Genomic DNA, 13,266 nt, shown 5'->3' on the forward strand with positions numbered 1-13,266 from the left:
GTGGCCTCCTTATTTGATTTGTTTTAGGACGACTTTCTTTCGTTTGAATGGAACTATTCCACTTTTCTCTTCTGCTAGATTGGTCTGGTAACTCATAGACAAGAGGAGACCAACACCGATGAGGTTACTAATAATTGCGGAGCCCCCTTGAGAAATAAATGGCAGAGGAATCCCTGTCAAAGGAAGTAAGCCTGTCACGGCACCGATATTTTCAAAGATATGGAAGAGCAACATCATGATAAAACCAGTCGAAATGTAGGTGTAGAACTGGTTATTTGACCTGAGAGTAATCTTCAACATCCGATAGATGAGAAGTAAGTACAAGGCAACGACAAAGACCGAACCAATGAAGCCAAAATCTTCAGCAATCACCGTAAAAATCATATCACTTTCACGTACTGGAATGAGGAGATTGGACACATTAAAACCTTGTCCAAACAAGCCACCACTTCCAATCGCAATTTGTCCCTGCGCCTGTTGGTAAGTCGTTGTTTGCGCAAAGTCAAAGGGATTGAGCCAAGCCAAGATGCGGTTGATCTGGTAAGTTGGCATCCCAATCTGATGCAAGAAGGCACGTCCATCCTTGCTTATAAAGATGGCCATGAAGCCTGCAACTGCAGTCACTCCTGTCGCAAAGACCGGAATGATAATCTTCCACGAAACACCTGAAAGGAGAACCATACCGGAAAAAATAGCTACAAAGACCAAGGCAGTCCCCAGATCACTTTGTAGGGCTAAGAGGATCAAGACTGGTATAGTAAAGGCGATCATCCAACCAATCAATAGGAAATCCAAGGGAATAGTCCGTCGCCATTCCTTGTGTTTTTGAGTGAATCTTACAATGGCTCGAGCCAACATCAAGATATAGGAAATCTTCATGAATTCCGATGGCTGGAAAAGTGTCGTTCCACCAATCGATACCCAGTTCTTGGCACCTGTTGACGCTACAAGATTTGGATTGTAGAAAACAAGAGGTAGGACCATCAAAGCTAGCCCTAGACCATAAAGATAGGGAGTCACCTTCCATAAAAACTCGGTATTAAAGAACATGACCACAAATCCAATGACAAGCCCCAAGGCAATCCAAGCGATTTGCTGACCTAGAATTGGTAATACATTATTTGGATAGTCATGACTAACTGCTATATAAATGGCCACTACTCCAATCACCAGTAAACTAAACACTGGTAGGAGGAGGCTATAATCGACTCGAGAGTCGAAGGAACGTTTCATATTTTTTACCTTTTCTCTTTCTTGGATTTTTCTTTCATTCTATTGCGACGAGATTGGAGAAAATCAGCTACAGCAGGCTCTAGCTGTTCTCTAGAAAGAACCTGAACAGCCCTTTCTTTTGACAAGGCCTGAGCGATTTGTTTGCCGTAACGCTTGCTGACGACACGACTGTCTAAGATTAGAGCAACCGAACCTTGATTAGATCGTCTAACAGTACGGCCCAGGGCTTGTTTTAGTCGAATGATCGCCATCGGTAACTGATAATCATAGAAAGGATTCTTCCCTTCTTGACGCAGTTCTTGGTTTAATTTTTTGGTTAAAGGCTCTTGGGGGTTTTGGAAAGGCAATCTCGGAATCACTTGAATTACACAAGGATGGGTTGAAAAATCAACCCCTTCCCAGAAACTGCCTGTTCCAAGCAAGATCTGGCGTTCACCTTTTTCAAAACGTTTTTTCAGTTGGCTTGGTTCCCCATTTTTATACTGAGCTAGATGCGGTTGGTCGAGCAGGTCCGAAACTGCCAGCAGCATTTCTTTTGAGGTAAACAAAACCAATAAGGGTTCTTGGAAGGCTTGTAAACCTCGGATAACAGAAGCTACTTCACTAGCATAGTCAAAAGGTGAAACTTCCGTCACAAGAGGAAAGTCATCAATTAGAAAGACTTCTTGTTGCTCCTGTTTTGCTACATCAAGCCTAACAAGCGGAGCATCTGGAAAGCCCAATAGATCTGCTAGGGAAACCCGATTGCTGATTTCAAGAGTGGCCGATACTCCTAGGAACCTGCAGTCTTCTGGCAATAAATCTGCTAGTATAAAGCGACCTTTTTTGCTTGAACAAATCAGGATATCCTTGCTCGATTTTTCTGCTGTAACAAGCCAAAATTCACGGTCCGAGGTGAAAAAGTTTGCAATCTCTCTATACTCTGGGAGAGCTAGCTCCGAAAAATGCTGTCGCAACTGTTCAAGAGAAACCAACCACTTTCCATTCTTAAGACCTGACTGATAGTGCTCTATCAAGTAACGACATTCAAAGCCAATACTCTCAAGCAAACGCTTCTGAACCAAATCCTCCACTGACTCTATGGACTTATCAATTTGAATTACAAGGTCCTCAAGGAGATAAGCCTGCTGGGCTAAATTTTCGAGAGCTAGCAGTATTTTTTGAGCTTCATCCAAGATCATCAAACGGTTGTCGACAAACTCTGGATTGTCTTCCAAACGAGTGACCAGATAGGCATGATTGGTCAGAAGAACACGACTGGTTTTGGCCTTTTCCTGCCCTCGTTTCCAAAAATCCTCTGTGGCAAATAAACTTTTCTTTGAAAACTTGCCATCGTGGACTAGTTCTGGCAGAAAGTGCTGGTAGCGATAAAGCTGCCCGATTTCGTCCAAGTCACCTGTCTCTGTCTCCGTTAGCCAGATAAGCAGTTGCATTTTAAAACGTGTGAAAAGGCGATTGGACTCCGGTCGATGGAGGACTCGGTGAAAGGCATCCAGTTTCAAGTAATTTTGAGGACCCTTGAGACTATGAATTTCCAGATGGAAGACCTCTTTTAAGCGCTGACCTTCTTCTTGCATGATTTGATTTTGAAGAATTTTGGTCGGAACGCTCACTAGGATACCTGCTTGACTCTCCAAGTTCAAAGCAGGGAGGAGATAACCATAAGTCTTGCCCAGTCCCGTTTGAGCTTGGATAAAGGATGTCTGGTGTTCTTCCAATAATTGCTCAATCTTCTCCGCAAATTCCAGTTGTTGTGGACGCTCCTCCAGCCCCAATAAAGAAATGTTTTTAGCAAAGTCTTTGGATAACTTTCGTGGGACTAAGGCTTGACTTTCCTTTCTCAAGAAAAGCCCATGAAGTTCCATCAAGTCTGGCGAAGACAAGAGAGATTGTTGCTGATAGGCCTCCTCAATCACCAGATAACTTTCATAGAGAAGGTTGTCTGCAAGGTTTAATAAGCTTTCTAAGAGCCCTTTAGGTAGCTCAAAAAGTTTTTGACGCATGTAAAGCAAGAGTTCAGCTGTTGCTTGAGCATCCGACAGGGCAGTATGGGCATGTTCCAGCTCAATGCCCAACTCTTGACAAAGGATACCTAAGTTATACTTTTCAAACTGAGGATATAGAACTTGGGCAAGCTCAACTGTATCCACCCGCGGTGTACGCAATTCATATCCTTCAAAAAAGAGAAATTCTGCAAGAAGGTTGGCATCAAACTGTACATTGTGCGCAACAAAAATACCGTCCTTAACCAATTCAAAAATTTTTCCAGCCACCTGAGAAAACTCTGGTGCCGCAGCCAAACGCTGATCGGTCAGACCCGTTAATTCTTTGATATGAGAATCCAAAGGTTCGTGGGGATTGACATCGGTCGCATACTGATCGATGATTTCACCATTCTCAATCACCACAATGCCTACTTGAATAATTTTTGCCTTGCTTCCGGTGCTAGTCGCCTCTAAATCAACGACCACATACCGATCATTTCTCGCATTCATCATTAAAAATTATATCAAAAAAAGCATGATTTGACACCCCTCAACTTTAAGAACAATCTCGCTTTACTTGCGAGTTTGAGTAAAAATCCATATTTAAAAAGTGAGAATTTCTGGCAAGTTCAGCAGTTACTTGCCAGTTCTGAGGTATTTGAAAAACTTAACAGGATAGTTACATCAATACAAAAAGACAACTAAGGTATTAGCTGCCTTTTTGAGATATTATTTTCATTGTTTTCGGAAGAGTCTTGCTAATTTCTGTTGGCAAGACAAGGTAGTTTTCTTGAGCAAGTTCTTGCGCGATAGCTGAATGAAGATAGGTCGCTACCACCACTCTCTCATAGAGACTGACTTGATGAAACTGACCTGCAAAACCTGCAATCATCCCAGCAAGTGTATCTCCCATCCCACCAGTTGCTTGATAAGGGCCTCCGACTTCTAATTGATAATATTCAGGCTGCCCTGCTTGCCAGATACGAGTCGCTGGACCTTTCTCAACTAAAATCGTCCCTTGAGGAAACGCTGAAAGAGCACTAGCAGTCGTCTCTTTATTTTGATGGTCAAGAACTATACCAGACAGTCTTTCCCATTCCTTTTGGTGGGGAGTTAGGATGAGCTGACTGGAAGGAAATGGTAACTGGCCTTTTGCTAAGATGCCCAAAGCACCGCCGTCTGCAATCAAAATCTGGTCTTTTCTAAGGCTGTCAAAGACCCGTTTTACGAGTTCTTCTCCAAATGCATCCTCTCGCAAACCCGGACCTAGCAAGACAACTTCTGCCTTTTCCAACTGCTCTTTTAACAATTGCTGGTCTTGAAGAGAAAATGCCATGGCCTCAGGTAAATGACTGTGCAGAGCCGGAATATTTTCCTTATCCGTGCCAACAGTCACCAACCCTGCCCCACTTTTGACAGCTGCAATGGCTGACATGATGATAGCTCCCCCATAAGGATAGGTCCCTCCCAGCAAGAGCAGACGGCCATAGTCTCCTTTATGGCTGGTACGAGAACGTTCAATAATGACTTTTTCTAGTAAAGCTTGATCAATCACTTTCATCGATTTTTCCTCAACTATCCTTTATCTGATTGTTTTAAAACAACTTGATAGACTTTCTTAGTCCACTCTTCTAAGTCTTCTCCAGCATAGTCAAGATAATGCACCCTATCTTGTATTTTAGTTGGAATAATATTTTCAAATTGGCACTTATTATGAGTTGGAATAATGCAAATATACAACTCACTTAATAAATTAAGCATGTCCTTAATTTTTGCAACATGGTAACCATCAAAAATATAACCAGGAACTTTAATCAAATCTGTATAGATAAAATGAAAACTTACTCCAGGAATAAACTTGTCTTGTAATTCTTCCTCTGAAGGAGCTCGATCTAATAAACGCTCCATCGCCAATCGATAACCAGAACTTGTATTTGACCATCCTAACATGACATAGTCAAAATAATCTTTCGGATCAGATGCAGCATTTCGACTATCCAAAACCAACTCCTCAGCACCTTTCCCAAAAGCTTTTACAGCAGATAAGAGCTGGCCTGTTTTAAAAATAGAAATCGCTGCATCTATAGTCGTAGTATGACTACAGTAGTCTGAAGTCACTAACTTCTTATGTAGATCATAAGTCGAAGCTACTCTTTTATCTGTAGGGATAAATGGTGGAAGAAAGAGATGCTGACAGATGTAATCTAAAATTTCTTCTTTTAAACAAGAATCAGCACACTCAATACTTGTTTGACGTTTATGAAGTTTTTCGTAAGCTATAAATTTAGCAATTTTTTCTAATTCCCACTCTTGAATATTTGGATAATCAATTAGTGCTAAGTAGTATATTCCATCCCATTGTAAACTATATTCCCCATTATAAATTTTTAAAATCATCTAATCACCTCACTCCATTATACAACAAAAAGGTACACACCTTGCAATTTGGATTACTATTTTTCTGTCTAACTTTTGGGGTACAATTCACCTCTCTTGCTTACACCTATATAAAACTGGAGAAGACCATGATTGTCTTCTCCAGTTTTTAGATGCCATCAACTTACAATAGTTGAAAAAGAAACCAATTTTTAATCATCGACTAATATCTACAAATAGGATGTCATTAGACGCTGAGACTAATCTTCTTTGAGTTTTGCAGTTAATAAAGCTGCTGACAAGGCCAAGGTAACACCTGCCAAGAAAACAGCTGTTTCTGACTGTTTTTCACCAGTTTCTGGCAATCTCTTGTCTTCCTTAGCAACTTGAACTGGTGTTTCTGGAGTCTGAACTTTTTCTAACGAACTTAGTTTAAACTCTGGTTTTTCTACTGTCGGTGCTGGTTGATTACCTACTGTAGCTAGAATACCACGGTACTCTGGAAGTTTATGTTCTAGAGCCATTACAGCATTAACGCCACCCTTAAATTCAGGTTTCTCAACACTTGGTACTGCTTGATCTCCTACTGTGGCTAGAATTCCTGTGTATTCTGGAACTTCATTTACTGCTGCTTCTACAAAGTTAGCACCTCCTTTGAATTCTGGAACTTCATTGACTAGAGCAGGCTCCTCGCCTTTACTACTTGAAATAGATGCTTTCACTCCTACTTCAACAATGCGATCCTGAGCCTTTCTTTCTTCAGAATGAACAAGACTTCTAGTAGTACCCAAAACTTGAATATAGTCAACTTTTTCTCCATCTTGTCCTTCAGAAACGATACGACGTTGACCTTGAGCAAGTTCAGGGTTTTCACGAATAACTTCTTTAAACGGAAGCGGAGTCTTTTCAATTTCCAAACTTGGAGTTTCTACTACTAAGTTCTTAACGCCTTCTGTTGGTGTTGTTTGGAAGGTAGACTTAAAGTGTAAACGATATTCTTTCACCAGATTTCCATCTTTGGAAACAAGACGAACCAGTGTTGGAAGATTGGCATTTCCAGAATCCACAACTGTAACTACTCCATGTCCACTAGTTGTTGCAGTGACTTTTGGTTTTGAACCCATTGTTGTTAGAGTGTAATCTGTCACATTTGGATCAAAGTTTTCCAATGCTTTTCCGTCGATCGAAATAGTCGCTGATGGTGTTTCCACTTCTGCTCCCTTGCCTGCAGAGTAGGCTGTAAATTCTACAAGTGCAAGACCATTGGTAGTAGCCTTACGAGTCATGCGAGCACGAATTGCTGTCGTTTGAACCGGATCAAAATTAAACTCGATTGGTTTACCAGCTACTAATTCTCCAGAAGCTTTGTAAGGAATAGGTGCCCAATTTTCTGCCTTGTTGAATGGATGGTCAGCATTTTCTTCATAACGAGAAATCGTACTTGGTTCTGTAAAGGCAGGGCCAATATATCTTTCTAGAACCATTTTCTCTGGGGCATCTGTTCCACTATCTTTAAAGAACTGAATAGCTACTTTTCCAATAGATTGGGTGGCAATTTTACCGTCCTTCTTAAAGAGTAGTCCGACAGAAGTTTCTTCATTTTTCGGAGTACGAGACCAGTTTGTCCAACGTCCATCTTCATTGTATTTTCCATCATTGATATAGAAAATTCGATCATGTGAAGCTGCTTGTGTATCGTTCGTTGTCGAAGCAAAGGCTTTAGAATCCGTTTCATTGTTGCTTGGATTTTCTGAAATGACTTGATTTCCTTTAGAAACAACTGTCACCTGCATTTTAGTCGTTAGATTTGTACCAATGACATGACCGGTAATTTCAAATGTTCCCTCATGCTCTGTTGCATGTTCAGGAATAGCATCCCATTTCACTGCCAGTTTATCTGTAGTCCAAGTAGTTGAAGTTGGGTAATAAACAGTGACTTCTGAAGGAAGTTGAAGAGCATCTCCAACATTCAAGATTTTAGCACTATTTTCTGCAGCAAGAGGTTGACTAGTTTCTCTCTCATCATTGCGGAAGATTCTATATTCTTTCAATACCGTACCATCTTCTGCTTTTAAGATGAGACGTGTTGCACCTTTTGGACTGGTTGCAGGAACAACTGTTACCAAACCATTATTGCTAGCTGTTGCAGTGATTTCTTTGCTAGATTGAGGAATATAGTAATCGGTCTTAGATGGATTAAAGTGTTCAAGATCCTTGCCATCTACCTTGATAGAAATCTCTGAACTTGTAGAGCTTACTACCTTGTTTCCAAGGACAGTTAGCTCTGTCAGACCAACACCTGAAGTTCCATCAGCCTTCTTCATACGAATACGAACAGCATAGGTTTCTACCTTGTCAAATGTGAAGTGATTTGTTTGAGTTGCAGATAGCTGACTTGGAGCATGTAAGTTTTCAACTGCTTTCCAATTGTCTGGATTGTTAAATGGATGATTGCTAGCTCGTTGCGCATGACTGACATCACTTGGTAAATCAGGAATTTCTTTACCTACATAATATTCAACTACATATTCTTTTGGAAGACCAATTGCTCCATCAGTATAGAAATCAACCGACAAATTGTTGACAAAACGTTTCGTCAAGTCTCCTGAATTACCAAATAAGATAGAAGCCCAGTCATTATCAGTATTTGTTCTCCAAGTTGTCCATCTATTTTTAGTATCTGATGGCGTTCTTGATACAGTCAAGTCGTTCAAGGTATTGGCTGAATCATCTCCACCTGTATTGGATACAATGGCAGCTGGTAATTGTGAACCTGTCCATTGTTTAGAGATATTATTTCCAGCAACCACTTGACTAGACACTCGAACATGAGCTTTAGTTGTCAGATTGCTACCTACTAAACGACCATTGATTTCATAGACCCCTTCAGTTTGACTAAAGTTAGCTGGAACCTGATCCCAAACAACATCTTTGTAGATAGTTGTTCCGTTAGAATGGTAAGTCCGGACATTGGCTGGCAATTGAACCGTCTCACCCTTAGGTACTGTGAGGCTGATTTCCTCTGAAACTTGCAATCCTTCAACCGTTACAGTCGCTTGTGCTTCGATATCTGTACCTTCCACATGTCCTTTAAGCGTAAAGCTATGATAGTGCCCCAACTCTTTTTCATCTACCTTATCCCAAGTTACAGATACTTTGCGTGGTAAGCCCTTATCAAATTCTGCTCCAACTTCTTTAGGTAGATTCGGTTGCTGATTGATGTCTGTAGAAACAGATACAGGATGCAGTTTCACAATCTTCTTGTTAACTTTATTTTCTTTAATCACTACTTCAGTAGTTAAAGATTCTGTTTTCTCTGTTTGATTATCGATTCGAGGTGTCAAAGTCACTCTTCCCTTAGTATAGAGCAATAGATTCTGACCATTCACCTCAAGATGTCCCCCATCAGATGATTTAGCTTCTAAGTGAATATCTGAAGCCGAAAATTCTGTTTGTGAACCATCCTCATAACGACCAATGACGTGATAAGTTAATACTTGATCTTCAGTGGCAGTTTCTTTTCCTTCTACAACCACTTCCAAACGTTTCAAAGCAGGAGCTTCCTTCACAAACTGAATTAAGTAAGTTTGAACCAAGTCACCCTTTTGGTCACTCAAGAAGAGAGAAGCCTGATAACCATTATCAGCAGAAGCTTGCTGAACAGTTACTTGATATCCGGTACTCTGAGCTCCAACACTTGGAATTGTTCCAGTGTAAGGAAGAGATACACGGTAATAGGTCTTGCCAGACTCAAAATTCTCAAGAGCTTTATCCCCAACAGTAAGTCCTGTAATGCTACTTGTTGTTTCCTTACTTCTTGCGATAAAGGTTGCAGTCACTTCACGGTCGTCATCTACCAATTTACCAGTAGCCTCCGTACGTCCACCTTCCTTGTTCAAAGCAGCAGGGTCTTTCAAGGTCCAAGAAACAACATCAGTATCAATCAAGCTACCATCTGTCAGAACAGCAGTGACCGTTTTATCCAAATCAGCAGCATTCGTTCCAACTGGGACTGTAGCAACTTTTGGTAACCATCTATCTAAAGCAATCACTTTAACAAGTGCCTCAGCTGGGGTTTCCAAACCTTCCACTCGTCCAGAGACTTTCTTTTCACCTGCACTTGTAAGCAAGTCTGATGGCACGTCCCATGTTACAGTCTTTTCCTCAACACTACCATCGCTATAAATAGCTGTTACTGTTTGAGGCAATTCAGGATTTGTTGTCACGTCAGTTGTTGCTTTTACAGGAGCAAAGGCTACAAAGTGACGGTTTTCTTTCTTACCAGACACAGTTGCGACTGTTGCGCTATCAGAAGTTAAACCAGCAGAATCTGCATAAAGAGTAAATTTACCTTCTTTTTCTGTTGATTTTACAATGACAACCCCTTTACCATTGAAAGCACGTCTTTGCCATGTTCCATCTGCTTGAGCTTTGTAGCGTTCACGACTAGCTTGTTCTCCATTATCCACACCAACGATTTGTCCCTGACCATGAAGATTGAAATGAACAAGATTGTTAGCTGTTGGAACCACATTCCCATCACCATCAACAATTTCGTAATGGATGTAGGATAGGTCTTTTCCATCTGCAGTGATAACATGCTCTTCTTTAGTCAGACGAACTCTTGCTGGCTCCCCAGCAGTTGTCACACTATCACGCGCAATTTCATTCCCATTTTCATCTCGAGCAATCGCAGTCAGTGTACCTGGTTGGTATTTCACAAGCCACTCAAGATACAATTCACTTGGTTTAGCCCCCTCATGATATGGACGTCCATCTTCTGTCGTTTTCTTAGTAAATTCCTTTTTACCAAGTGACTCTCCATTTAAGAACAATTCGACGCTTGCAGCATTTGAGAAGGTACGAACCGGAACCTTTCCATCAACCAGCATCTTGCGTTCCTTAAGGGTCTCTTCAGTCCAGTTCCAATGTGGTAAAATGCGAACAGTTGGCTTTTCTTTAGCACTATACCATTCACTACGGTAAAGGTAGAAATCATTCTTTGGTAAACCAGCTGTATCAATAATACCAAAGTAAGAGCTCTTGACAGGTGTACTATCTTGGTTATGCCATGGAGTCGGTTCTCCAATATAGTCAATTCCTGTCCAGATAAATTGTCCAGCATAGCCAGCACGATCACGGTCAAAAGTCCATGATTCAGTAGCTGTTCTTCCCCATCCAACACGGTCATTACCATAGTCAGATTGTTCATAGTGACGATTTGGACGATTGTCATGTCCAAGGATTTGAGCAGGGTTATAATAAGAATCACGCGTTCTAGTAGCTGAAGAGGTTTCAGAACCATAAATGAGCCAGTCTGGATGAGCACTACGAACCGCATCATAAAAACGTTCACCATAGTTCATACCGACAGCATCCATGATTTCTGCGAGTTTCAAGAAATCACCTGTCGCTGCACGACTAAATTTATTTTCACCCATGGTGACATAACGTTCAGTATCAATCGCCTTGATAATAGCCTTCAGACGTTTAGCTGTCTCGATAGAACGAGGACTACCATTTGCCTCCTCTACCTCATTTCCAAGAGACCACATGACGATAGACGGATTGTTCTTATCACGTTCTACCATTGTTCTGAGATCAAAATCAGACCACTTCTCACCCTTCTTAGCCTCCGGATGAGTTGCATCTTGATCAAAGAACCGTCCATAGTCGTAAGTCTTCTTGCCACCATACCAAGTATCAAAAGCTTCCTCTTGAACCAAGAGACCTAAACTAGCTGCAGCATCAAGCAACTGAGGACTCGCTGGATTGTGGGTTGTTCGAATAGAGTTAACCCCCATATCTTTCAAGAGTTTTAATTTACGATAGGTAGCCTTATAATTCTCTTCTGCCCCCAAGGCTCCATTGTCATGGTGAATACTTACTCCGTGGAATTTCATGCGTTCACCATTCAGAGAGAAACCTTCCTCAGCAGTCCAATTGAAATAACGGTAACCAAATGTATCTTCTGTTACATCAACTAGTTGACCTTCTTTATAAACCTTTGTTTTCAACACATACAGTTGAGGATGATAACTTTTTGTCGTCCAAAGAGTTGGTTTATTAACTAGGATTGTTTGTCTGAAATCTGCAGTTTCATTTTCTGCTAAATTCTTCGTTTCAGAGCGGACTAATTCTGAAACAACCTTACCTTCCTTAGTAAAAATTTGTTGTTCCACAAAGACTTTAGCAGCCTTCTTATCCGTATTTTTAATCTTACTTTGAACCTGTGTTTCAACATTCCCTTCTTTTTGCTCAGCAAGTTTTGGAGTAGTGATATGATTACCATTTTCGGCAACATGGACTTTATCACGATAACTAAGGGTTACATCACGATAAATCCCACTTCCTGAATACCAACGACTACTTGGTTGCTTATTGGTCACTTGAACAGTAATTGAATTTTCACTACCATCCTTGTTTAAAAATTCTGTGATATCATATGAAAAATGATTATAGCCACTTGGATAATGTCCGACAAATTTACCATTTACATAGACTTTTGAATCCATGTAAACCCCATCAAAATTGATACGAACATCCTTATTCTTGTCAGCTTCATTTAATGTGAAAGTCTTACGATACCAAGCTGTTCCACCATTTAACTGGCCACCCTCATTACGCGCGGGAGATTTGTGATCAAAGTCAAAATAAATACTCCAATCATGAGGAAGATTCAATTTAGACCAATCATGAACATCCACATCTTTTTTTGAAAAATCTCCTTGGGCATTTAGTTTAAAATACCAATCTTTATTAAAATCTTGTTTTCGTTCCGATAATAGCTGTTTTTCCTTTTCAACTTCGGCTTTGTTTGACTCTCTAGACAGCACTTGCGATTTTTCAGAAGAAGATTTGATCTCTGTGTCTGCTTTCACTTGGTCCTTTTCAGAAGTTTTTTTAGAATCCTCTTTTACTTCTGTTCCAGCTTTTACTGCAGATTCAACAGGCTTTGGCTTTGCCTCTTCAGATTTCTGTTTGTCCTCAACCTTAGTTCCTTCTTCTACTTTATTTGGAGTTTCCCCTTTAGGACTAACCAATTCACGACTACTCTCGTTAGTAGGTGTAGTAGGTTCTGTATCCTTAGTCACTTTGTCTTCTGCCGATTCAGCTTTTGGTTTTACAAACTCACGCCCACCATTCTCATCAGCCTTTGCAATAGCAGCTACCACATCATCGGGAAGCTTATCTAAAGGTTGAGCTTGATGAACAGTTGTTTCTTCTGTTTTAGCATTGGATGAATCCACCTCCTCAGCTTGTACAGCAGAAATACCAAATATACTAGCCCCAATCATTACAGATGCCGCACCTATTGCAAATTTACGAATGCTATAATGACAACGTTTATCAAAAAGTCTTTTGTTCATTAAAATCCTCATTTCTTTTTCTTGATACAAAGTAAGCGTTTACTTTATTTTAAAAAATAACCTCCTTCTGAATACACAAACAAGTACCAAGTTTTATAATGTATTTTATATATTAAATATATCAAAAGGCACCTTAAATTGCAATTATTTTCCATTAATTTAACCCAATAAAATGATATATAAGAAGGGGTCATTTAAAAGGAATAGTTGCAATGAAAATAGCTTTCGGTTCTAGACTCTTTCTACTACAAATTGAATTCCATTAATATCTTTTTCAAACTTCAAATTTATAGTTTATAGAC

At 40.3% G+C, this 13,266-nt stretch carries 5 protein-coding genes; all 5 read right to left on the reverse strand.

The annotated features are described in order from the left end of the window. Positions 1-9: 9 nt before the first annotated feature. Positions 10-1,233: an FtsW/RodA/SpoVE family cell cycle protein gene (locus HMPREF1115_RS10365; protein ID WP_000830424.1), complete on the reverse strand. Its 1,224-nt coding sequence runs from the start codon at positions 1,231-1,233 to the stop codon at positions 10-12. A 5-nt stretch (positions 1,234-1,238) separates the two neighbouring features. Next, entirely contained in the window at positions 1,239-3,728 is a 2,490-nt protein-coding gene (locus HMPREF1115_RS10370) for a bifunctional DnaQ family exonuclease/ATP-dependent helicase (RefSeq protein ID WP_025171019.1), read from the reverse strand. 199 nt (positions 3,729-3,927) lie between these two features. Further along, positions 3,928-4,779, reverse strand: a complete 852-nt coding sequence (locus tag HMPREF1115_RS10375; protein ID WP_000863011.1) for an NAD(P)H-hydrate dehydratase — start codon at positions 4,777-4,779, stop codon at positions 3,928-3,930. Positions 4,780-4,793: 14 nt separating this feature from the next. Further along, entirely contained in the window at positions 4,794-5,615 is an 822-nt protein-coding gene (locus tag HMPREF1115_RS10380; protein ID WP_000601053.1) for a hypothetical protein, read from the reverse strand. Positions 5,616-5,854: 239 nt separating this feature from the next. After that, on the reverse strand, positions 5,855-12,964 hold the full coding sequence (locus HMPREF1115_RS10385) for an SIALI-17 repeat-containing surface protein (protein ID WP_001042483.1): 7,110 nt from the start codon (positions 12,962-12,964) through the stop codon (positions 5,855-5,857). Positions 12,965-13,266: the final 302 nt, after the last annotated feature.

Origin of the sequence: Streptococcus oralis SK610, from assembly GCF_000257455.1 — a bacterium.
GTDB classification, from domain to species: domain Bacteria; phylum Bacillota; class Bacilli; order Lactobacillales; family Streptococcaceae; genus Streptococcus; species Streptococcus oralis_CB.

Excerpts from the sequence above, each read along its gene's own strand:
- HMPREF1115_RS10375 (WP_000863011.1), bottom strand. The coding sequence starts at position 4,779 with ATGAAAGTGATTGATCAAGCTTTACTAGAAAAAGTCATTATTGAACGT.
- HMPREF1115_RS10380 (WP_000601053.1), bottom strand. The coding sequence starts at position 5,615 with ATGATTTTAAAAATTTATAATGGGGAATATAGTTTACAATGGGATGGA.
- HMPREF1115_RS10370 (WP_025171019.1), bottom strand. The coding sequence starts at position 3,728 with ATGAATGCGAGAAATGATCGGTATGTGGTCGTTGATTTAGAGGCGACT.
- HMPREF1115_RS10385 (WP_001042483.1), bottom strand. The coding sequence starts at position 12,964 with ATGAACAAAAGACTTTTTGATAAACGTTGTCATTATAGCATTCGTAAA.
- HMPREF1115_RS10365 (WP_000830424.1), bottom strand. The coding sequence starts at position 1,233 with ATGAAACGTTCCTTCGACTCTCGAGTCGATTATAGCCTCCTCCTACCA.